The organism is Paeniglutamicibacter sulfureus (genome assembly GCF_030512175.1).
Lineage (GTDB): Bacteria > Actinomycetota > Actinomycetes > Actinomycetales > Micrococcaceae > Paeniglutamicibacter > Paeniglutamicibacter sulfureus.
Genome location: NZ_JAULBL010000002.1, coordinates 1623166 through 1643933, shown reverse-complemented (window position 1 = coordinate 1643933; position 20768 = coordinate 1623166). Strand labels below are relative to the sequence as shown.

General features: G+C 67.3%; 20 protein-coding genes, 1 tRNA gene and 1 pseudogene. 12 read left to right on the top strand and 10 right to left on the bottom strand.

Annotated elements, in window-relative coordinates; all coding sequences use genetic code 11:
* Window positions 1–165 precede the first annotated feature (165 nt).
* From Q2T94_RS14215 to Q2T94_RS14185, 7 genes are all read left to right on the top strand, one after another.
* Window positions 166–864 (top strand): winged helix-turn-helix transcriptional regulator, encoded by a 699-nt coding sequence (locus Q2T94_RS14215; RefSeq protein ID WP_264270807.1) that lies wholly within the window; start codon window positions 166–168, stop codon window positions 862–864.
* A 25-nt stretch (window positions 865–889) separates the two neighbouring features.
* Complete coding sequence (gene mshD, locus Q2T94_RS14210) at window positions 890–1867, top strand: mycothiol synthase (RefSeq protein ID WP_302265138.1); 978 nt, start codon at window positions 890–892, stop codon at window positions 1865–1867.
* 83 nt (window positions 1868–1950) lie between these two features.
* Window positions 1951–4164 carry an RNA degradosome polyphosphate kinase gene (locus Q2T94_RS14205; protein ID WP_264270805.1) on the top strand — a complete coding sequence of 738 codons (2214 nt, stop codon included), beginning with the start codon at window positions 1951–1953 and terminating at the stop codon, window positions 4162–4164.
* A gap of 13 nt (window positions 4165–4177) precedes the next feature.
* Complete coding sequence (locus tag Q2T94_RS14200; RefSeq protein ID WP_367281546.1) at window positions 4178–5134, top strand: NUDIX hydrolase; 957 nt, start codon at window positions 4178–4180, stop codon at window positions 5132–5134.
* Window positions 5135–5221: 87 nt separating this feature from the next.
* The gene (locus Q2T94_RS14195; RefSeq protein WP_264270803.1) at window positions 5222–5545 is read left to right on the top strand and encodes a GNAT family N-acetyltransferase; all 324 of its coding nucleotides are present in this window, start codon (window positions 5222–5224) and stop codon (window positions 5543–5545) included.
* Between the two features lie 123 nt (window positions 5546–5668).
* Window positions 5669–7513, top strand: coding sequence for a hypothetical protein (locus tag Q2T94_RS14190; RefSeq protein ID WP_302265135.1), 1845 nt, complete (start codon window positions 5669–5671; stop codon window positions 7511–7513).
* On the top strand, window positions 7510–7890 hold the full coding sequence (locus Q2T94_RS14185; protein ID WP_264270801.1) for a GntR family transcriptional regulator: 381 nt from the start codon (window positions 7510–7512) through the stop codon (window positions 7888–7890). Before Q2T94_RS14190 ends, Q2T94_RS14185 begins: the two co-directional genes overlap by 4 nt.
* Before the next feature lie 275 nt (window positions 7891–8165).
* Here the strand turns inward: Q2T94_RS14185 and Q2T94_RS14180 are convergent, their stop codons facing one another.
* A complete protein-coding gene (locus tag Q2T94_RS14180) occupies window positions 8166–8609 on the bottom strand; it encodes a VOC family protein (RefSeq protein WP_302265133.1) in 444 nt (147 codons plus the stop codon).
* 321 nt (window positions 8610–8930) lie between these two features.
* Here Q2T94_RS14180 and Q2T94_RS14175 point away from each other — a divergent pair, with 321 nt between their 5' ends.
* The 4 genes from Q2T94_RS14175 (at window position 8931) to asd (ending at window position 11799) form a co-directional block, all read left to right on the top strand.
* A complete protein-coding gene (locus Q2T94_RS14175) occupies window positions 8931–9734 on the top strand; it encodes a thymidylate synthase (RefSeq protein ID WP_302265131.1) in 804 nt (267 codons plus the stop codon).
* The gene (locus tag Q2T94_RS14170; RefSeq protein ID WP_302265130.1) at window positions 9731–10303 is read left to right on the top strand and encodes a dihydrofolate reductase; all 573 of its coding nucleotides are present in this window, start codon (window positions 9731–9733) and stop codon (window positions 10301–10303) included. The genes Q2T94_RS14175 and Q2T94_RS14170 overlap by 4 nt, the downstream gene beginning before the upstream one ends.
* Window positions 10300–10533 carry an NF038396 family protein gene (locus tag Q2T94_RS14165; RefSeq protein ID WP_264270797.1) on the top strand — a complete coding sequence of 78 codons (234 nt, stop codon included), beginning with the start codon at window positions 10300–10302 and terminating at the stop codon, window positions 10531–10533. Before Q2T94_RS14170 ends, Q2T94_RS14165 begins: the two co-directional genes overlap by 4 nt.
* A gap of 147 nt (window positions 10534–10680) precedes the next feature.
* Complete coding sequence (asd, locus tag Q2T94_RS14160) at window positions 10681–11799, top strand: aspartate-semialdehyde dehydrogenase (RefSeq protein WP_302265128.1); 1119 nt, start codon at window positions 10681–10683, stop codon at window positions 11797–11799.
* Between the two features lie 205 nt (window positions 11800–12004).
* On the opposite strand, the gene Q2T94_RS14155 is transcribed toward asd, so the two are convergent.
* From Q2T94_RS14155 to Q2T94_RS14120, 8 genes and pseudogenes are all read right to left on the bottom strand, one after another.
* On the bottom strand, window positions 12005–13141 hold the full coding sequence (locus Q2T94_RS14155) for a winged helix DNA-binding domain-containing protein (protein ID WP_302265126.1): 1137 nt from the start codon (window positions 13139–13141) through the stop codon (window positions 12005–12007).
* Window positions 13142–13159: 18 nt separating this feature from the next.
* Window positions 13160–14308 (bottom strand): annotated as a pseudogene (locus Q2T94_RS14150) (UDP-N-acetylmuramate dehydrogenase); the annotation flags it as partial.
* Window positions 14250–15422, bottom strand: a complete 1173-nt coding sequence (locus Q2T94_RS14145; protein ID WP_436836833.1) for an MFS transporter — start codon at window positions 15420–15422, stop codon at window positions 14250–14252. The gene Q2T94_RS14145 and the pseudogene Q2T94_RS14150, both read right to left, overlap by 59 nt.
* Before the next feature lie 77 nt (window positions 15423–15499).
* On the bottom strand, window positions 15500–15940 hold the full coding sequence (locus Q2T94_RS14140; RefSeq protein WP_302265124.1) for a MaoC family dehydratase: 441 nt from the start codon (window positions 15938–15940) through the stop codon (window positions 15500–15502).
* A complete protein-coding gene (locus Q2T94_RS14135) occupies window positions 15940–16389 on the bottom strand; it encodes an FAS1-like dehydratase domain-containing protein (RefSeq protein WP_302265122.1) in 450 nt (149 codons plus the stop codon). The genes Q2T94_RS14140 and Q2T94_RS14135 overlap by 1 nt, the downstream gene beginning before the upstream one ends.
* Window positions 16390–16445: 56 nt before the next feature.
* Window positions 16446–16730: a hypothetical protein gene (locus Q2T94_RS14130; RefSeq protein ID WP_302265121.1), complete on the bottom strand. Its 285-nt coding sequence runs from the start codon at window positions 16728–16730 to the stop codon at window positions 16446–16448.
* A 32-nt stretch (window positions 16731–16762) separates the two neighbouring features.
* Window positions 16763–17698 (bottom strand): DUF2797 domain-containing protein, encoded by a 936-nt coding sequence (locus Q2T94_RS14125; RefSeq protein ID WP_302265120.1) that lies wholly within the window; start codon window positions 17696–17698, stop codon window positions 16763–16765.
* Window position 17699: 1 nt separating this feature from the next.
* The gene (locus Q2T94_RS14120; RefSeq protein ID WP_302265118.1) at window positions 17700–19688 is read right to left on the bottom strand and encodes a MinD/ParA family ATP-binding protein; all 1989 of its coding nucleotides are present in this window, start codon (window positions 19686–19688) and stop codon (window positions 17700–17702) included.
* A gap of 279 nt (window positions 19689–19967) precedes the next feature.
* Here Q2T94_RS14120 and Q2T94_RS14115 point away from each other — a divergent pair, with 279 nt between their 5' ends.
* Window positions 19968–20576 carry a DedA family protein gene (locus Q2T94_RS14115; RefSeq protein WP_302266427.1) on the top strand — a complete coding sequence of 203 codons (609 nt, stop codon included), beginning with the start codon at window positions 19968–19970 and terminating at the stop codon, window positions 20574–20576.
* A 67-nt stretch (window positions 20577–20643) separates the two neighbouring features.
* Here the strand turns inward: Q2T94_RS14115 and Q2T94_RS14110 are convergent.
* Window positions 20644–20715, bottom strand: a tRNA-Thr gene (locus Q2T94_RS14110).
* Window positions 20716–20768: the final 53 nt, after the last annotated feature.

Below are 20768 nucleotides of genomic sequence, written 5' to 3'. Positions count from 1 at the left end.
CGTTTGGACGCCGGGCGGCGGTGCGTGTTACAAGCGTCGGAAACGTAATGGAAACGCACGGCAATCTATACTTCATGATGTAAACACCGATGGTTCGGGTCTGGGCGGCATGTGCTGCCCGCGCCGGGAAATCGGCAACCCAAACATGTGGGAGGGATCGCATCGATGGCCGTCATCGCGCTATTGACCAACGCCCCCGGGCCCTCGTCCGACATCCTTCCGTCCCTGGGACTGCTCTCCCACACGCTGCGCGTCATGCCCGCCCAGGGTGCGGCGCTGCTGACCACCGAGGGCGCCGAGGTGGTGCTGGTCGACGGACGCAAGGACCTGGCAGCCTCCCGCACGCTGTGCCAGTTGCTGCGCACCACCGGCATCGCCTGCCCGCTGCTGCTGGTGCTGACCGAGGGCGGAATGGCGGCGATCTCCGCATCCTGGCAGGTCGACGACGTGATCCTTGACACCGCCGGACCCGCCGAGGTCGAGGCGCGGCTGCGCCTGGCCATCGCCCGCTCGGCCCCCGACGGGGAAACCGCCGGTGCCCCGATCCGCGCCGCGGGCGTGTTGATCGACGAGGCCAGCTACACCGCCAAGGTCCACGGATCCCCGCTGAACCTGACCTACAAGGAATTCGAGCTGCTCAAGTACCTGGTCCAGCACCCCGGGCGGGTGTTCACCCGCGAGCAGCTGCTGCACGAGGTCTGGGGCTACGACTACTACGGAGGCACCCGGACAGTGGACGTGCACGTGCGCCGGCTGCGCGCCAAGCTGGGCACCGACCACGAACAACTCATCGGCACGGTGCGCAACGTGGGCTACCGTTTCGCCTCGCAACGCCACGAAAACCCCGAGGTCATCGACGCCTAGGCGCCGCTGCGGCTATCTTAGGGATATGAACGCTGCGACGAATCCCGAAGTCACCATCGACATGCTTGCCGGCGCCCCGGACCCGGGCGTGCTCTCCGCGCTGCACCTGCTGGTGGCCGCCGGGGAGGAAGCCGACGGCAACCCGCCGCTGAGCGAACAGACACTCCTCGAATTGCGCAGCGCCCCCGAATCGGCGTCCCTGCTGGGGGCCTACGCCTACCTCCAGGACGGCTCCGACACGTCCTCCAGCGAACTGGTGGGAGCCGCCGTCGCGGTGCTCGGCGATGCCGGCGCGCCGGGGACCCTGGAAATGGTGGTGCACCCCGCGTTCCGCGACTCGGGCATCGCCGGCGCGCTGCTCACGGCCCTGGCCGGCAAGACCGAGCTGGGCAGGCTGCGTGCCTGGGCCCACGGGAACCACGAGGCCGCGGCCAAGCTGGCCGAGCGCTTTGGCTTTATTCCGGTCCGCGAGCTGTGGCGCATGCGCATGGTCACCGGCACCCAGGTGCCGGCCCCGGTGGTCCCGGTCGGCATTTCGATCCGCGCCTTCGACCCGGAGACCGACGCCGAGGGCTGGGTTGCGGCGAATGCAGCTGCCTTCGCGCACCACGCCGAACAGGGTGCGATGACCCGCCACGACCTGGCCGCGCGCATGGAGGAGGACTGGTTCGATCCGGCCGGCTTCCTGCTGGCCGTCGATGCCACCGGCAGGATCCTGGGCTTCCACTGGACCAAGGTGCACCCCGCGGTGTCCTCCCCCACCACCGGGAAGCACCAGGCCATCGGCGAGATCTACGTCGTGGGCGTGATCCCCGAGGCGCAGGGCACCGGCCTGGGCAAGGTGCTCACCCTGGCAGGCATCGACCACCTCAATTCCCTGGGCCTGGATGCGCTGATGCTCTACGTGGATGCCGACAACACCGCTGCCGTCTCGCTCTACCGGAAACTGGGCTTCACCAAGTGGGATGTCGACGTCATGTACGCACCGGTTTCGGTAAGGTAGACAGTGACGCAAGGCCGCGTGCCCATCCGGCTCGCCGTGGGCACGCGACATCTCCACCCTCATCCACGCTAGGGGCAACAGCCATGGATCCGTACCCAGTCACCTCCGCATTGGGCATCACCGATGTCCCGGCGGCCCGGGCCACCCAGGACCGGATCGAGCTGCCCGACTTCGAGCCCTCTCCGATCCCCGAGGGCGACTTCGCCCACGACAGGTTCCTTGACCGCGAGCTGAGCTGGCTGCACTTCAACGCCCGCGTGCTGGAGTTGGCCGAGGATCCCGAAATGCAGCTGCTGGAACGGGTCAACTTCCTCTCGATCTTCTCCTCGAACCTCGACGAGTTCTTCATGGTGCGCGTCGCGGGCCTCAAGCGCCGCATCGCCACCGGCCTTGCCGTGCCCTCCGCCACGGGAACCAGCCCCATCGACCAGTTGGAGCTGCTGCTGAACGACGCGCACGCCCTGCAGCTGCGCCACGCCCAGGTCTTCGCCGAGCAGGTCCGCCCCGCCCTGGAAAAGGAGCAGATCCTGCTGGTGGGCTGGAAGGACCTTGACGAACGCGCCCGCGAGGAGTTGCGCCGCTGGTTCATCGATCAGGTCTTCCCGATCCTCACCCCGCTGGCCGTCGACCCGGCGCACCCCTTCCCCTACATTTCCGGGCTCTCGCTGAACCTGGCAGTGGTGGTCCGCAACCCGGTATCCGGCAAGGAGCTCTTTGCCAGGCTGAAGGTGCCCGACGTGATGCCGCGGCTGATTTCGGTGGATGGCCCGCGCGCCGGCAACTCCGCGGGCAGGGTCGCGCGCTTCATCTCGCTCGAGAACGTGATCGCCGTGCACCTGGACTACCTGTTCCCGGGCATGGACATCGTCGAGCACCATTTCTTCCGCGTCACCCGCAACGAGGACCTCGAGGTCGAGGAGGACGACGCGGAGAACCTGCTCCAGGCCCTGGAGAAGGAGCTGCTGCGCCGCCGCTTCGGTCCCCCGGTGCGCCTGGAGGTCGTGGAGGACATTTCCCCGAACATCCGCGCCCTGCTGGTGCGCGAGCTGGGCATCGAGGAGGACGAGGTCTTCGCGCTGCCGGCCCCGCTGGATTTGCGCGGGCTGGGCGTGATCGCGAACATCGACCGCTCCGACCTGCACTACCCCAAGCAGTTGGCCCACACCTCGCGCTTCCTCAACGAGTCCGAGACATCCAAGGCAGCCAACGTGTTTGCCGCGATGCGCCGCCGCGACATCCTGCTGCACCACCCCTACGACTCCTTCTCCACATCGGTTCAGGCCTTCCTGGAGCAGGCCGCCGCCGACCCCAAGGTCATGGCGATCAAGCAGACGCTGTACCGCACCAGTGGCGATTCGCCGATCGTGGATGCGCTCATCGACGCAGCGGAGGCCGGCAAGCAGGTCCTGGCGCTGGTGGAGATCAAGGCCAGGTTCGACGAACAGGCCAACATCTCCTGGGCGCGGAAGCTCGAGCAGGCCGGCGTGCACGTGGTCTACGGGATCGTGGGCCTGAAGACCCACTCCAAGCTCTCCCTGGTGATCCGCCGCGAAGGCGACAAGCTGCGCCGCTACTGCCACATCGGCACCGGCAACTACCACCCGCGCACCGCCCGCTACTACGAGGACCTGGGCCTGCTCACCTCCGACGACGCTGTCGGCGAAGACCTCTCGCGCCTGTTCAACCAGCTCTCGGGCTACGCCCCGCGCTCGACGTTCCGGCGCCTGTTGGTGGCCCCGCGTTCGCTGCGCAGCGGGTTGATCGACAAGATCGAGGCGGAGATCGCCAACCGCAAGGCCGGGCTGGCCGCGCGCGTGGTGATCAAGGTGAACTCGATGGTCGACGAGGCCATCATCGACGCGCTCTACCGCGCCTCCCAGGCCGGGGTGCAGGTGGACGTGATCGTCCGCGGGATCTGCGCACTGCGCCCGGGGGTTCCGGGGCTGAGCGAAAACATCCGCGTGCGCTCGATCCTGGGCCGGTTCCTGGAACACAGCCGCGTGTTCATGTTCTCCAACGCCGGGGAACCGATCATCTACATCGGCTCCGCGGACATGATGCACCGCAACCTGGACCGCCGCGTCGAGGCGCTGGTGTCGCTGAGCAGCCGCGAGGACATCAGCGACCTGGTGCGGCTCCTTGACCGCTACATGGATCCACGCACCGCCAGCTGGCACCTGGACTCCGACGGCGAATGGACCAGGCACCACAAGGACGAGGACGGGGCCCCGCTGGCCGATATCCAGTCCTGGCTCATTGAATCGCGTGCCCGCCAGCGCACCGTGGTCAGGCGCTAAGGGCGTGCATTTCGTGCGTTCAAGCGATGCGGCCGAAATCCGCGAAGGTCAATTTGCCGTTCGTGCCGCCGGGGCCCTGGTCTGGCGCGTCGTTGCCGGCGAGCTCGAGGTCCTGATGATCCACCGCGACCGCTACGACGACTGGTCCTGGCCCAAGGGCAAGCTCGACGACGGGGAGACCATGCCCGAGTGCGCCACCCGGGAGGTCTTCGAGGAGGTCGGCCTGGAGGTCCAACTGGGCATTCCGCTGCCCGCCATGACCTACCCGGTCGGTGCCGGAAACAAGGTGGTCTACTACTGGGCGGCGAAGTCCCCGGGCACCCGGCCGATCCCGGACGGGAAGGAAACCGATGCGGTGCGCTGGGCCACGCCCAAGGTTGCGCGGCAGTGGATCACCAACCCCGGGGACCTGGGTCCGCTCGAGGGCCTGGTCCAGGCCCACGACAACGGCACGCTGGAGACCCGCCCGTTCGTGGTGGTGCGCCATGCCAAGGCGAAGCCTCGCTCCAACTGGACCCGCGAGGAAGGCAAGCGCCCGCTGGCGGCCACCGGCCGGCGGCAGGCACTGGCCGTGGCCAGGCTGCTGAATTCCTGGCGACCGGCCAAGGTGGCCTCGAGCCCCTGGACACGCTGCGTCCAGACGGTTGCCCCCTACCTGCAGCAGCACCGGTTCACCGTCAAGATGCTGGCATCGGTCACCGAGCACGAGGCCACGCGTCGCCCTGCCAAGGCGCAGCGCACCGTGGCCAAGTTGCTGGACAAGCGCCGGTCCCAGGCACTGTGCACGCACCGCCCGGTGCTGCCGCTGGTGCTCACCGAATTGCGGGCCCGGATGGATGGGGCGCTGGCCGGATTCCTTCCCGCCCACGACCCGTACCTTCGTCCCGGCGCCGTCATCGTGGTCCACCAACCGGCTTCTGGCAAGGGGAAACTTGTCTCCGTGGAAGTTTACGACGCGTTTGACGACTAGAGCCCACCCCTTCACGGTAGTCTCATAACCAGGCGCCCGTTTGGCGCGGCGCCGGTACGGTTTTCGAGCTTTGCTAAGGAGCGCATCATGGCCCAACAGGATCACGGCACCACCCAGGAAAAGATCGTGCACCAGGGGCTGCGATTGGACCACGATGCGGACCGCGGACGCTACGGACTCTGGCACGGAGCCACCTTCGTGGGCTTCCTGGGGTACCGGCTGGAGGACGGCGTCGCGACGTTGCAGCACACCATCATCAACGAGGAATACGGCCGCCGCGGCTATGCCCGGGCCCTTGTCACACTGGTGCTGGAGCAGATGCGCGAACGCGGGCTGAAGATCGTTCCCGAGTGCACCTACGTGCAGGACTACCTGCGGCGCTATCCGGAGTACAACGACCTGCTCGCCTGATCCCGAGGTGGCCACTCGGTAACGATTCGACCGGCATCGGGCCATTGTGGCTCCGGGGACGCGAACTTTGTCTCAATGACTTGATACATTGAGACAAAGTTTGATCCCCCCGAGGAGACCTGGATGAGCGACGCGTTGACCTCCATCGGCTTCGGCCTGGCCGGATCGGCCGCACTGATCTACGTGCTGCTGCGCTTCTTTGTGGCGAGCCCAAACGCCAAAAACACCACCGAGGCCATCTCGCGCCACGCGTTCTGGACGGCCCTGATCGCCTTCCTGGCTTCGGGGACATCCGGCCTGGCCAACCTCTGGGCAAACCCGTCCCCCGGCACGCCCACAGACCCCGCGGCTCCCACCATGCTCATGCACGCCGCCGCCCCCGGGCTATGGCTCGGGCTGGTCTACATCCTGGGGCAATTCACCTGGCCCAGGCACCTGCGGCCGGTGCGCTCGGCATCGCTGGAGGTGCGCCGCGTCAGGGACGTCTTCCCGCGCTTCCTGGCAGGATTCCTGCTACTGTGCGCCATCATCAGCACTGCGCTTCTCATCGCGGCCTGGAACGATCCCGGGGCCCCGAGCCGCACCGGCAGCGACACCGGCAGCGAGGAGATCCACCAGGGCCCTGTCTACGACGGAGCGGAGGACAGATATGGAAACCCGGTGGACGAGCTCGGGCACGTTGTTGACCTGGACAACCTGGAGGACTATTCCACCGGGGACGAGGCGGAGCCCGGGCAACCCTATGTCTCGGGCGTTGCCGGGGTTCGGCCCGGTTCCGAGGTGGGACCCTACCTGCTCGGCGGGCTCGGACTGGTGCTCCTGGGAGCCCTTGGCGCCGCCGCCGTCGTGGTGCGTCGCCCGCCGCTGGATTCCCTGGACGCACATGGCAATGCGGTCCTGCGCTCCATCTGGATCAACCGGTTGCTGCGGACTTCCATCCTCGTCGTCTCCGGATTCGGCGCGGCGGCCCTGAACTACCTGGCCGACGGAATCAGGGCACGCGGCGAGTTGGCCATGCCACTCGGGGATCCCGGCGCCGGATTCGACTCGACCGCCCAGGACCGGGCCAACGTCCTGTCCGGAGCCGGTTCCCTGTGCATGTTGCTGGTCGTCGTGGTGATTCTGGCCTGGGCTCCGCCGCGACTCGCCGAACCCTCCGCATCCGTCCGCGCGGTGGCCGGAACACCCTCGGGCACCTTCGCCAAGGCCCGTGACTTCCTGCTGTTAACCCAACTCTTTTCCCTTGTCCCGGTGTTGGCCATTGTGCTGTTCGCCGGATTGGGCGCCAGCCCCCTTGTCACCACGGCGGAAGACGGGATGCGGACCTATTCGTTCACGGCCCTCGCACCCACCAGACTGGAGGCGCTAGGTTCCCTGGCGCTGGCCTTGCTGGCGGCTTCCGCCATCCACCTCATCTTGAACCTCACAGCCTCGAGGATCATCATCTGCCGACTGGGGCAGGGTCCCGTCCACGCCGAACGACGACGACATCTGTTGCCGGTATGGTTCCTGGTGGTGGTTTCCATGTCGGTGACAGCGGCCATCGCAACCATCACGACCTTTGTTCTCGCCGCTCCGGCGGCAACACGGGTCGCCGCGTGGTGGATGGTCGGCATTCTGGCTGTGGTGGCCGCCCTGGCCTGGGCGCTTCACGGCACTGCAACCCGCCGCCGCCCGCTGCACGGGGCCAGCACCATCGAGGACACCAAGATCCGCATCATCCTGGCCCATCGCGGGATGCGGCTACTCGGAGGCGTGTCGCTGCTGGTTGCCTCCATCCTGGGCGACCCCACCTATTGGACCCCTAGCGGCACCGGTTATGGAGAGTCAATGTACGTGTCCCAAGAACCATCGGGCTTCCAACTTTCCACCTTGGTCTTGGGCCTTCTGCTATGCCTGTTGCCGGCCGCCACGGCCTACCCGGCGCGGCGGCACAGCCCACAAATCCCTAGCATGAGCAGCCATTGAGCACGCTGATCACCGTCGACCTTCGCGATGCCACTCCCCCTTTTGAACAGATCCGCGCCCAAATCGCCTCGCTGATTGCCGTTGGCCACCTGTCCGACGGGACACGGCTGCCGACGGTGCGTGCCCTGGCCGGCGACCTGGGCGTGGCCACCGGAACCGTGGCACGGGCCTACAAGGAGCTTGAGGCCCGCGGCCTTGTCGAGAGCCGGCGGCGACTGGGGACCGTGGTGACCAGCCCCGCCGCGCGCCCGGCCACCGTGCCCGTGCAGCGTGTGCATTCCCTGATGGACGAGCTCATCGCCACCGCCCGGCATAGCGGGATCGACGACGCCGCCCTGCTTTCCCTGTTCCAGGGCAAGCTGCGCTCCGGCGAATAGGACCGGCGCGACCGTTGGTTGTGCTGCCCAGTTGGGAAAAGCTGGTGCCATCCGGGCGTCAAGGGCGTTGCGAACTGCGACATCCACGTGCAATATCTGCGTGGGTTGCTCGCGTCGAGGGCGAACTACTAACCATTCTGCAAGGACTCGTTCCGACGCTATCGATGGCAACGGCGAAGGCCGGCGCCGGCGCCGGCGCCGGCAACATCCGGATCCCTGCCTTGTGGCGTGTCGGAGCGAAAGCCGAATGCAACGTCCAGAACGATTGGGTCGATTCAGGTGTCGGTCTTTTTTAGTTCCTCGGCAAGCATCACAAGGATTCCGCTGGGGCCACGGAGGTACGTGAGCTTGTACACGTCCTGATAGGTCGCCACTCCGCGTAGCGGATGGCACCCGTGCTTTGCGGCCACCTCGAGGGCCTTGTCAAGGTTGTCCACCGAGAAGGCCACGCGGTGCATGCCGATGTCGTTGGGACGTGTCGGGTTCGACTCGATCGCCTTGGGATGGATGTATTCGAAGAGTTCGAGGCGACCATGACCGTCCGGGGTCTGGAGCATCGCGATGTTGGCGTGGTTTCCGTCGAGGCCGACGGCGGTGTCGGTCCATTCGCCGCTGACCGTGTCGCGTCCGATGACCGTCAGGCCGAGATCGGTAAAAAAGGCGATTGCCTCTTCGAGGTCGCGAACGGCGATTCCGACGTTCTCAAGTTTGATGGCCATGCGTTGAAAGCTACCAAGGCGGCGGGAGTAACACCAGTGGCCAGGCTCCACCGACTGTCCGTCGGCCGATCGCTTGAGGGGGCCGTGAAATGGTGGCCAGTCATCATAGGGGTGTTCCATGTGAAGTGTGGATGGGCCGACCCTGGATGGGACGGGACGCCCACCCACGCCGACGCGCCCGCGAGCCGGGAATCACATCAAGGCTCCGGCCCGCGGGCCGATGCCGGTTCAAACCGGCCCCGGCACGTGCCGAGCCCCTGTGGGCGCCTATCGGATACTGGCTTCCGCGGGAGTGGTCCCGTCACCGTCTAGACTGAACCAGTGAAGATTCAAACACCCTACGAAGATTTGCTCCGGGATGTCCTGGCCAACGGCACCGCCAAGGGCGACCGCACCGGCACGGGAACCTCCAGCGTCTTTGGCCGCCAGATGCGTTTTGACCTCGCCGAATCCTTTCCGTTGATCACCACCAAGCGCGTCCACTTCAAGTCCGTGGCAGTGGAGCTTTTGTGGTTCCTGCGCGGGGACTCCAACACCTCCTACCTGCGCGAGAACGGCGTGAAAATCTGGGACGAGTGGGCCGACGAAAATGGCGAGCTGGGCCCGGTCTACGGCGTCCAGTGGCGCTCCTGGCCCACCGCCGACGGCCGGCACATCGACCAGATCTCCCAGGTCATGGACTCGCTGCGCGAAAATCCGGACTCGCGCCGGCACATCGTCTCGGCCTGGAACGTCGCCGAGATCGAGAACATGGCGCTGCCGCCCTGCCACGCGTTCTTCCAGTTCTACGTGGCCGACGGCAAGCTCTCCTGCCAGCTCTACCAGCGCAGCGCCGACATGTTCCTGGGCGTTCCCTTCAACATCGCCTCCTACGCGCTGCTGACCTGCATGATGGCCGACCAGCTTGGACTGGAACCCGGCGAGTTCGTCTGGACCGGCGGGGACACCCACATCTACGACAACCACGTCGAACAGGTCACCGAGCAGCTGACCCGCGAGCCCTACCCGTACCCGCACCTGCGCATCACGCGCACCCCGGATTCGATCTTCGACTACGGACTCAACGACTTCGTGATCGAGGACTACCAACACCACCCGACGATTAAGGCCCCCATCGCCGTATGAGCAACACGAACCAGAGCGCCGGACACCGCGCCGAAACCACCACAAGCGAGCGCATCGGCATGATCTGGGCCGAGGCCGCTGACGGCATCATCGGTGCCGGCGGCACCATGCCGTGGTCCCTGCCCGAGGACCTGGCGCACTTCAAGCGCACCACCATCGGCCACCCGGTGATCATGGGCCGCAAGACCTGGGAATCCTTCCCGGAGAAGTTCCGCCCGTTGCCCGGACGCACCAACATCGTAATCACCCGTGACGCATCCCTCCATGGCGCACTGCGCGCCGCCGGCGCGGTTCCCGTTGGATCCACCGACCAGGCCCTGAAGGCAGCGCGGGCTGCCGAAGGCGCGGAGGAAATCTGGGTCATCGGCGGCGGCGAGATCTACGCCGCGCTCGCCGATGGCGCCCACCTGGCCATCAAGACCGTGATCAATGCCAGCCCCAAGGGCGATACCAAGGCCCCGGCCCTGGACTCGGCATGGACGAAGTTGCTTTCGGATCCCGATTCCGGATGGCTGACGGCTGCCAACGGCACCGAGTACCGCGTCGAGGCGTGGGAGCGGAAGTCATGAAGGAAGCCCTCAAGGCACTGAAGACCAACCCCGAGGCGCTCTTTGTAATCGGGTACATGCTCTTCCCGCTCTTCGCCCTCATTTTTGCCGGGCTGGGCCTTTTCCTGGTCCTCACGGGATCCAAGATCATGGGCCTGATCCTGCTGCTGGTCTTCACCCAGGTCTTTGCCTTCGGCTCCCTCAAATTGGTGGGCATGCGCAAGGCCCTGCTGGCCGGCGGCAACAAATAGCGGCATCACGCGACCGGCCCGCCGGTTGATGCGCTGTGGGGGCACCCCTTCCCGGACTAGTTCCGGAAGGGGTGCCTCTTTTGCGTTCCCGGGCCTCGGCACGTCATCGAATCCCCATAGAGGCCCAGCACCCCTTAAGCTTGAACCATGACTTCATCCGTTGGCTTTGTCGGTTACCGCGGCATGGTTGGCTCCGTCCTGATGCAACGCATGCAGGACGAGGGCGACTTCGCGAATCTCGACCCCGTATTCTTTTCCACGTCCAACGCGGGCGGTGCAGCCCCGGCTTTTGCCGACGGCGCACCCGCGCTGCAGGATGCCTATGACATCGACACCCTGGCCAAGTTGCCAATCATCGTCACCGCCCAGGGCGGGGACTACACCCAGAAGGTCCACGCTTCGCTGCGCTCGCGCGGCTGGGACGGGCTGTGGATCGACGCCGCCTCCACGCTGCGCATGAACGACGATTCGGTGATCGTGCTTGATCCGATCAACCGCAACGTCATCGACGCGTCGCTGGCCGCCGGCACCAAGGACTTTGTGGGCGGCAACTGCACCGTCTCCTGCATGCTGATGGGCCTGGGCGGACTGTTCAAGAACGGTCTGGTCGAGTGGAGCACCTCGATGACCTACCAGGCTGCTTCCGGCGGCGGCGCCCGCCACATGCGCGAACTGCTGACCCAGTTTGGCGACATCAACAGCCACGTCGCCTCCGAACTCGACGACCCGGCCTCCGCAATCCTGGAGATCGACAGGAAGGTCCTCGCAGCCCAGCGCGGCGGCCTGGACGCCACCCAGTTCGGTGTCCCGCTGGCAGGCTCGCTGATCCCGTGGATCGACGCGGACCTGGGCAATGGCCAGTCCAAGGAAGAGTGGAAAGCCGGGGTCGAAACCAACAAGATCCTGGGCAACACCGAGGCCAACAAGGTCGTCGTGGACGGCTTGTGCGTCCGGATCGGCGCCATGCGCTCGCACTCACAGGCACTGACCCTCAAACTCACCGAGGATCTGTCGGTGGCCGAGATCGAGAAGCTGCTCTCCGAGGACAACGAGTGGGCCACGGTCGTGCCCAACACCAAGGAAGCCACCGTTGACGCGCTGACCCCCGTCGCCGCTTCCGGCACGCTGGACATCCCGGTGGGCCGCATCCGCAAGCTGGAAATGGGCCCGGAGTACATCTCGGCCTTCACCGTGGGCGACCAGTTGCTCTGGGGCGCCGCGGAACCGCTGCGCCGTATGTTGGCCATCGCGCAGGGCCGCCTCTAACCCTGCTCCAAGTCACTGCCGACCGCAGCGACGAGAATTCAAGACGGCCGCTGGCCACCCCGTATTTTGGGAGTGGCCAGCGGCCGTCTTCTTTTTTGCAGGGCCAATGTTCCGTGGCCCGACACGATCCACCGCAACGGACACGACATCATGGCAGCCACAACAAGCCCTCCCAGGCCAAGCAGCAAAGAAATTGAGGGGCCTGCTAGGCGTTGCGGAACCTTAGGTATGAGTCCATCCGGGCGGCGACCGCCCTGGCGCGGGCAGGAGTCGGTTCCCCGGCGAAAGGCACGAACCTGGCATAACGTGCCTTCCCGGAATTCTCCACTTCCCAGGTGCCAATGGTTTCCCCGCCTGCTACCACGGTGCGCAGGAAGATCCCGTTCTTCCCCGGCGTCACCACCTGCGTGTGTTCCTCCGGCAGGGTCACCGAGCGGTCCCGGTAACCGAGCAGGAACTCGTCAAACCCGGGCAGCGCGAGAACGCTGCGTGCCCCCGGCGGATGCTCCCAGCGTTCCCGGTGCCGAGCGGCAAAATGGAAGGTGTCCCCGCCCAGCTCCGCACTGCCCAGCACCGGGTCCAGCGCCGCCACGGCGGCACGCACCGGGGTCAGGGGCAGGCCGAGCCACCACGCGCAGTCGGCAACGGTCGCGGGGCCGTGGGAATCGAAGTAGCCGCGCACCAGCATCGCCAGTGCCGCACCGGCGTCGGGATGTGGCTCTGTCTCCGGAAGCCAGGACCCGGCGGCCATGAACAACTGCCGGGTCTCGCTTCCGGGTTCCATGGGGCCCTGGACGATGACCCCGCGCAGGCTCACGGCCACGATCAGGTGGTAGCCGCGCTGCCCCTCGATGCTCGACCCGGCATCCTCGAAGGCACGGAGCAATTCGGCACGCGTGGCGCCGGTCCCTGCGCAGCGCTCACGGGCCACATCGGCCAGCCTGCCGAGCTCGGCCTCGGTGATGTCTTCCTGCGCCCGGGTGCCGGCCATCTTGGCGTTCATCCGCTGCGCGGTCACGGCCAGCAGCGAACCGTGCAGCCGCGGATCGATGAGCATCAGCGTACCGCGGGCGCCCCAGCAGCGGATGACCGACCCGTCGGCCAGGGCCGCGTGGATCCGGCTCAGCCCGGCGCCGGGCAGGCGGACCCCCACGGCCCAGCAGGCCTGGGGCAGGTCTTGGGCCTGCATCATGCCCAGCGCGGCGACCACGTCCGCGGGCGTGGTTGCCGGGACCGGCAGGGTCGCGGCCGGGATTCCGGGCAGCAGCCCCTGGGCGGCCAGGCGCAGGCGCGCCACGGCGTTGCGTTGCACAGGGGTGGGGTGGTGCGGTGGGGCTGCCATGGTGAACCCAACGATTCCCTACAGGGCGCAGCCGATCAAGAGCGGCTCGTTGTGCAGCTCGATGCTGAAGCGTTCCTTCACGCCGGCGCGCACGGCGCGGGCGATGGCCAGGATGTCGGCGCTGGATGCGTCCCCGCGGTTGGTGATGGCCAGGGTGTGCTTGGTGGACAGGGCCGCCCGGCCGCCGGCCAGCTGCTCCCCGGCGGTGCCCTCCAGGCCGAAGCCCTTGGAGAATCCGGCCTTGTCGATGAGCCACGCAGCCGAGAGCTTGACCATGCCGGGAGTGTCCACCGGGAAGTTCGGGGCTCCTTCGGGCAGCGAGTCGAGCACCGCGGCCGGCACGATCGGGTTGGTGAAGAAGGAGCCGGTGGAGAAGGTGTCGCGATCCGCGGCGTCCAGCACCATGCCCTTGGAGGCACGCAGTTCCAGGACCGTGGCGCGCACCGCGGCGGCATCGGCGCGTTCGCCCACCGCGACGCCCAGGGTGCGGGCCAGCTCCTTGTAGCGGATCGGCGCGGAGTCGCTCCGGCGTTCCAGCGCGAAGGTCACCGCGAGCACCACGAATGCGGGCGAGCCGTTGAAGGTGGTGCGCTTAAGCAGCGAGTCGCGGTAGCCGAACCCCAACCCGGCATTCCCGAAGTGGCTGGTGGTGCCGGTGGCGCGCTCGAAGACCTTGGCCTCGAGCAGCGTGTGGGCCACCTCGGATCCGTAGGCGCCGACGTTCTGCACCGGGGTGGCCCCGGCCGATCCGGGGATCCCGGACAGGGCCTCGAGCCCCGAGAGCCCGGCGGCCAGGGTCTGGGCGACCGCGTCATCCCACGGGTGCCCGGCGGCGATGTCCACGCGGATGCGCCCGTCGGAGAGCTCCTTGCCGATCGAGACCCCCTGGTTGGCGATCTGCAGCACCGTGCCCCGATACCCGGCGTCGTCGATGAGCAGGTTTGAGCCGCCGGCAATGATCAGCACCTCTTCCCCTGCCGCGTCAGCGGCGGAAAGCGCGGCGGTGATCCGCGACTCGGTGTCCGCACGGACGAAGGTGCCGGCGGGACCGCCGACGCCGGTGGTGGTCAGGGGTGCGAGCAGCTGGGTGTTCACGGTGGTTTGCGCCTTAGTGTTCGGTGTTGGTGGTTGCGGGTGCCGCCACGGCGGCGGCCTTGCGGGGACCGGCGGCCGGGGCCAGGAAGAAGGAGATGACCACGAGGATGCCCACGTAGCCCAGGGCGTGCAGCAGCCCGACGCGGTCCGCCAGTAGGCCCAGCAGCGGCGGGCCGCCCAGGAAGGCGCCGTAGCCGATGGTGGAGACCACCGAGACCCGGGCCGCGGCGCGCATCGGGTCATCCGATGCCGCGGTCATGGCCACCGGGAAGCTCAGCGCCACCCCCAGGCCCCAGAAGACCAGGGCCGCGAATGCCGTGTGCAGGGAAGGGCCGAAGACGAAGAGCAGCAGGCCGGCCAGCGTGGAAGCAGCGGAGATCCGGATGACCACCACGCGCCCGAGCCGGGCCAGGACGAACCCGCCGCCGAGGCGGGCCAGGGTCATCGCGGTGACGAAGACCCCGTAGCCGATGGCGCCCACGGAGTTGATGGCCCCGTAGCCGTCGGACAGGGCCAGGGCTACCCAGTCCCCCGCGGCGCCCTCGGCCAGCGCCATGCCGAGGACCAGTACGCCCAGCACCAGCGTGCGCGGTTCGCGCCAGGCATCGGCCAGCAGCGACCTGTTGGAGTGCCCGCTGCCGGCGTTGGTGGCGTCGGGCCTAAAAGTCCTGGTGCCGGTGAAGATGATGGCCAACACGGCCGCGGACATGGCCGCGAAGTGCCAGGAAATGGACAGCTGCAGCGCCGCTCCCAGGGCCCCGGCCGCGGCGCCCAGCACGGTGCCCACGGAGAAGAAGCCGTGCAGCACCGGCATGATCGGCACGCCCAGGGCCCGTTCCATGGCGGCTCCCTGGACGTTGGAGGAGACGTTCCAGGCGGCGTTGCCGGCACCCAGAAGGCCCAGTGCCGTCCCGGTGAGCACCAGCGAGTGGAACCCGGCCGCCGCGACGCCCACCACGGCAAGCGCCACGGCGGTCAGCGAGGCGGCCAGCACCAGGGTCCGCTTGGACCCCAGGCGCATGACCACGAACCCGGAAACCGAGACCGAGGCGAAGGAGCCGGCCGTCATGCACAGCAGCAGCAGGCCCACCTCCCCGTGGCTCAGCCCCAGCGCGTCGCGCACCGAGGGCAGCCGGGAGACCAGCGTGGCGAGCATCAGCCCGGAGGCCAGGTACAGCGCCAGCACGCCGTTGCGCCAGGGCCGGACCTCGGGGTTGCCCCGACGCCCGGCGGGGGCGGGCGATGCGGGTTGGGGTGCTGGTTTCAGAGTTGCACCACGGCCTGGGCCTTGACCAGCACCTTGGTGCCATCGACGCTGACGGTCAGGTCCACGCGCGCGGTGCGGGCCTCGGCGTCAAGAGCGCCGATGGCGCCGGCGATCTCGATGGCGGTGCCTTCGAAGTCCGACGGGTTGGACCCTGCAGGGTCTGCCACCGGGACGGGCTTGGTGAAGCGGGTCTGGTAGTCGATGACGGCCCCGGGGTTCCCCGCCCAGTCGGAAACCAGCTGGACTGCGGAGCCCATGGTGAACATGCCGTGGGCGATGACCCCCGGCAGCCCGACCTCGGTGGCGAAGCGCTCGTTCCAGTGGATGGGGTTGAAGTCCCCCGAGGCCCCGGCATAGCGCACCAGGTCGGCGCGGTTCACGAAGATGGTGGTGGTGCCGATGGGCTGGCCCTTTTCAAGGGTGTCAAAGTCTGGCATTACTGGTCCTCTCCGCGTACCAGGAGCGAGGAAACGGTGGTGGCGACCTTGTCGCCGGCCGCCGTGGTGATTTCGGAGCGGGTGGTGATCATGGCCCCGCCACCCATGGCGCGCACGGTGTCCACGTGCAGTTCGGCCAGCAGCTCGTCGCCGGCGACGATCGGGCGGTGGTGGGTGAAGCGCTGGTCGGCGTGGACCACGCGGGAGAAGTCGATGCCGCTGGCGGGATCGGCGATGAGCTGGGCATCGGCCTGCTGCGCCACGATGATGGCAAAGGTCGGCGGGGCCAAAAGGTCCTTGTGGCCGAGTTTCGCCGCGGCGTCCAGGTCGTAGTGCGCCCGGTGGGTGGCCTTGACCGCCGCCGCGAATTCGCGGATCTTTTCGCGGCCCACCACGTAGGGGTCCTGGGCCGGGTAGATCCGGCCCGCCAGTTCGGGATTGATGCTCATCTGTTGTGCCGCTCCTGTGTGGGACGAATTGTGGCTGTGGTGTCTGTGGGGGGACGCTAGGGGGTGTCCCGGGGTGCTTGCTTGTCGCGCTTGGGTCGCTTGGCCGGGACCAGCCCCTGCGACACGCGCCAGGCGCGGGCGTCGCGGGCCCGCACCACCAGCCCGATGACGTGGGTCACCAGTCCGATGCCGATGATGCCCAGTGCCGTGTACATCAGCGGGCGGTTGTGGGTGTTGGCCCCGATGATGGCCAGGATGATGCCCGTGCCGGAAACCGCCATCGATCCGAAGGTCAGCTTCTTGTAGAGTCCGGACGATGCTTCCCAGGGGGTATTGGTCATGAGTCAATCCTAATTCAGCACGGCAAATCGATTCAGAACAGGGCCCCTTGGACCGGCGGCGAATCGGTCACATGATCGCCCGGCACGAGCTTTCGCCCCTTGAGCAGTGCGGCGTTGGCGACGAAGATCTCCGGTTGCCCGCCCAGCCTCACGCCCAGGGCCTGGCCGCAAACCGCGGCGACCTCGAAGCCGTGGGCGGCTTCGCCCAGGAAACCGGGATACGGCTGCAGGTCCTGGGCGTCGAAGCCGGCAAGCAGGACCCGTCCCTGTTCCGGGGCGTTCCAGCTTTCCTCCACGACGCGGGAGCCGGCCAGGATGCCCGGTGGGAGTCCGGCCACCAGTGCGCGAACCGTGGTGGCTGCATCGTCGTTGAGTTCATCGAGGCGCCCGGTGGTGTCATGGTTTTCCAGCAGGCCGCGCACCTTGGAATTGGCCCGCACCTGCTGGGTGAACCCGAGCGCTGTGCTCACCAGGTCCTCGAGGTGCCGCACGCTGGCCCCGTCGGGGCTCCAGGCAACGTAGCGGGCGGTGATCGCGCCCTGTTCGGCCAGGCGCCGCCACTTGCTGGGATCTGCCGCCGTGCCGACCTTCGTGGTCCCCGTGGCGAAGGTCGCCACATAGAGCCAGTGCGGCTGGTCCAGGTAGTCGCGCAGGCCTGCGCCGGCGCGGCCGCTGCGGTGGAAGTCGTGCATGGCCCGGGACTGGTCGGCGGCCTCGCAGGCTGCGCACTGGGTGCCGTTGGCGATCAGGGCATCCTGCGGGCAGGGCACCAGCGTGCGGTGGTGCCGGTCGCGGATCAGCTGGTGGCCCAGGCACCAACGCCCGGGCAACACGTTGAAGCCCAGCCGCGTGCCCGGTTCCAGGGCGACATCGTGGCCGTGGTGCTCCGCGTCATCGAGCACCAGACGAGGGTTGCCCGGGGTGGAGGGCCACCGGATGCCGCGGCAGAGCAAGGCAGCGCTCTCCACCTCAGTCGTGCAGTGCCCCGGCCACCGCGGCGGTGGCGTGCAGCCAGGCGCGGCGCGTTGCCGGACGCAGTCCCTCGAAGCGGATCTGTCCCTTGACCAGTGCCGCGTCGTAGGGAACCGTCACAACGGAGCGGGCCAGGCGGCGGAATCCGTGGGCAATGCGGTCAAGCTGTTCACGGTTGCCATGCGGCTGGTGCTGGGACACGATCACGACGGCGTTTTGGGCCAGGTCGGCGTAGTGCCCGCCGCGCTTGGCCAGTGCCTCGAGCAGCAGGGCCCCGGCCTCGGCGTGTTCCTCCACCGTGGTGCTGGCGATGACCAGTTGGTCGGTGTGGTCGATCATGCGCATCCAGCGTTCGGCCGATTCGTCGTTCCCCGAGTCCACGATGGTCAGGGCGAAGAAGCGCGAAACGACTTCGTGCAGGTGGTCGAAGTCGGCGGCGTTGACGAATTGCTCGCTGGCCAGCAGCGTGGGGTCGGTGCGCAGCACGCTGTAGCAGTCTTCGGGCTGGTAGTGCGTGTAGTCGTGGATGATGGGGTCCCCGACCTTGATGTCCTTCAGCCGCGGGGCGGCCGACAGCAGGTCCATGGAGTGGGACGCGTGGGGCCCCTGGACGGTGCGCCAGCCCAGGGTGCCGCGGGTTCCGTTGTTGTCCCAGACCAGGACCGGGTCCCCGGTGTTGCGCCCAAAGACCGCCGAAAGCAGGACCGCCGTCGGGGTCTTGTTGGCCCCGCCCTTGCCATTGACCACCGAGATGGTCTTGGGCTCGGTCAGGCGGGTGCCCACCGTGCGGCGCCAGTTGCGCTCTTCGACTTCCTCGGCGGAGGGTTCCATGTTGAAGCCCAGGCGGGAGAGGAAGCCGCGGAAGCCGCGCTCGGCACGGAACGTCGTTTCGTCCTCCGGGCGTAGGAACGTGTCTCGGGTTCCTGCAGCGGGGTTCATTTCGCGGAAGGCCTGGCGGCGGCCTTCAGGTGTCGACAGGTCTTCGGCAGCGGAATCGGCCGATGTTGCATCCGGTGCCGGTGCGGTTGCAGCCGTGGTGGCAGCGGGCTGGGGATGTGCAGGCTTCGTGGTCTCTACTGCTGCGGCGGGCTTTGCCGGAGTGGCTGCGGCTGGCTTCGCGGCCGGAGCGGCTGCAGGTTTCGAGGCTTCCGGCTTGGCTGCGGGTGTGGGCTTCGCGCCAGGGGCAGCGGCGGGCTTGGCCGGAGCCGCTGCGGCGGGCTTCGCGGCCGGAGCGGCCACAGGCTTCACTGCGTCCGGCTTCGCAGCGGGTGCCGGCTTGGCCGTCGCGGCGGCGGGCGTCGCAGCGGGTGCTGGTTTGGCAGCCGACGTGGGCGTCCCGGTTTTGGCCGGTGCCGGGGTCGGAGCAGGCTTCGTTGCCGGTGCTGCCGCAACGGGCTTGGCAGGAGCCGTCGCAGCAGGCTTGGGGGCCGGAGCCGGAGTCACGGTTTTGGCTGCGGGACTCGGAGCAGGCTTCACCGCCGGTGTAGCCGCAGCAGGCTTCGCAGCAGGTGCCGCGGGCTTGACGGCTGGAGTCGAAGTGGCGGCAGGCTTGGCGGCCGGCGTGGTCGCAGGCTTGGAGGTGTTGCCTGGCACCGGGGTGGCGGTGGGCTTGGCCGACTGCTGCGGAGCGGGTTTTGCCGGTGCGGGAGCCGGCTTTGCGTGTCCCGGCACCGTTGGCGCCGGCTTGGCCGCTGCCTTGTTGGAGCCGTCTGCGACCGATGCGGCCGTGGGAGCGGTTTTCGCATTTGTTGCGGCCGTTGGCTTCACCGGGGTGGCCGAAGTCGCCGGGGCTTGTTTGCCCGCGGCCGCAGGGGTGCCGTCGGCTATGGTTTCGGGAACTTCGTCGAATTCATCGACTGGTCCAGGCTTCGTGACAGCCTTCTTCGCTTCATCCTTGGTCGTTTGCTGCGCGTCCAGCTCGGCCTGGCGCGCGCGCCGCAATGAAGCACGGGTCGGGAACTCTTGGTTGAAGTCCGCTTTCGGCATGTGCTTCGTCCTCTCCTGAAGGTTCGTGGTCTTCGTGAGCGAATGACCTCAACGAGTCCCGCCCAGGAGGTCGGGCACACAGGATTGCGGCTTCGCACTTTATCCATCCTATCGGGCACCCCATGTGAACCGCCGGATTTGAGCCGGATTGATCACAACCGGCCCCGAAGTAGGAAATGCCCAATGTCGTCGTTAGCCTTGAACGAGGGCTCTTGGTTTCTCCCATCGGGGCCGAACATTGAACGAACAGGAACGCTCTTGGACTTTATTTCCACCGCTTTGGATGCGCTGAGCAACTTCATCCTGTCCGCTGCCGGAAACCCGCTTTCCTATGTGATGATTTTCCTCTTCTGCGCAATCGACGGTTTCTTTCCGCCGGTCCCCAGCGAATCGCTGGTCGTGGCATTGGCCTCCTTGGTGCCCACCCAGGGAAATCCGAATCCCTGGATCCTGGGTGCAGTGGCCGGGATGGGCGCCTTCGTCGGTGACAACGTGGCTTACCTGATCGGGCGGGCCATCGGCACAGACAGGTTTGCCTGGATGCGCCGAAAACGGCTCCAACATGCCTTTGCCTGGGCAGGCTATGAATTGCGGCTCCGCCCGGTGTCGCTGATCCTGGTTGCACGATTCGTTCCCATTGGCCGCGTTGCGGTGAACCTGGTGGCCGGGGCAACCGGATTCCCCCACCGGACCTTCGTCATCCTGACCTGTTTTTCGAGCGTGGGATGGGCAACCTATTCGGTCCTGATCGGGGTTCTGGCCGGACGCTGGTTCGAGGAAAATCATCTGCTGGGAATCGTGGTGGCAGTGGCAGTGGCCATCGGCCTGGGAATCCTCATCGACCGGATCGTTTCACGCGCCAGTGGAAACACTTCGCTGCGGAAGTAGTTGCCTGCACGGCAAATAAAAACCGCGGTTGCCCCCATTTCCTGGGGCAACCGCGGTTTTTTCTCCGAGCCCCCCACCGGAATCGATCCGGTGACCTCGTTCTTACCAAGAACGCGCTCTACCACTGAGCTAGGGGGGCAACGAGAAAATACTCTACCCAATAACCGCCATGAAATGCACATCGGACACCGC

Bases quoted from the DNA above. Each gene is read 5' to 3' on its own strand.
- Q2T94_RS14120 (WP_302265118.1), bottom strand. From the start codon at position 19,688: ATGCCGAAAGCGGACTTCAACCAAGAGTTCCCGACCCGTGCTTCATTG.
- Q2T94_RS14170 (WP_302265130.1), top strand. From the start codon at position 9,731: ATGAGCAACACGAACCAGAGCGCCGGACACCGCGCCGAAACCACCACA.
- Q2T94_RS14205 (WP_264270805.1), top strand. From the start codon at position 1,951: ATGGATCCGTACCCAGTCACCTCCGCATTGGGCATCACCGATGTCCCG.
- Q2T94_RS14215 (WP_264270807.1), top strand. From the start codon at position 166: ATGGCCGTCATCGCGCTATTGACCAACGCCCCCGGGCCCTCGTCCGAC.
- asd (WP_302265128.1), top strand. From the start codon at position 10,681: ATGACTTCATCCGTTGGCTTTGTCGGTTACCGCGGCATGGTTGGCTCC.
- Q2T94_RS14155 (WP_302265126.1), bottom strand. From the start codon at position 13,141: ATGGCAGCCCCACCGCACCACCCCACCCCTGTGCAACGCAACGCCGTG.
- Q2T94_RS14135 (WP_302265122.1), bottom strand. From the start codon at position 16,389: ATGAGCATCAATCCCGAACTGGCGGGCCGGATCTACCCGGCCCAGGAC.
- Q2T94_RS14180 (WP_302265133.1), bottom strand. From the start codon at position 8,609: ATGGCCATCAAACTTGAGAACGTCGGAATCGCCGTTCGCGACCTCGAA.
- Q2T94_RS14165 (WP_264270797.1), top strand. From the start codon at position 10,300: ATGAAGGAAGCCCTCAAGGCACTGAAGACCAACCCCGAGGCGCTCTTT.
- Q2T94_RS14140 (WP_302265124.1), bottom strand. From the start codon at position 15,940: ATGCCAGACTTTGACACCCTTGAAAAGGGCCAGCCCATCGGCACCACC.
- Q2T94_RS14130 (WP_302265121.1), bottom strand. From the start codon at position 16,730: ATGACCAATACCCCCTGGGAAGCATCGTCCGGACTCTACAAGAAGCTG.
- mshD (WP_302265138.1), top strand. From the start codon at position 890: ATGAACGCTGCGACGAATCCCGAAGTCACCATCGACATGCTTGCCGGC.
- Q2T94_RS14190 (WP_302265135.1), top strand. From the start codon at position 5,669: ATGAGCGACGCGTTGACCTCCATCGGCTTCGGCCTGGCCGGATCGGCC.
- Q2T94_RS14195 (WP_264270803.1), top strand. From the start codon at position 5,222: ATGGCCCAACAGGATCACGGCACCACCCAGGAAAAGATCGTGCACCAG.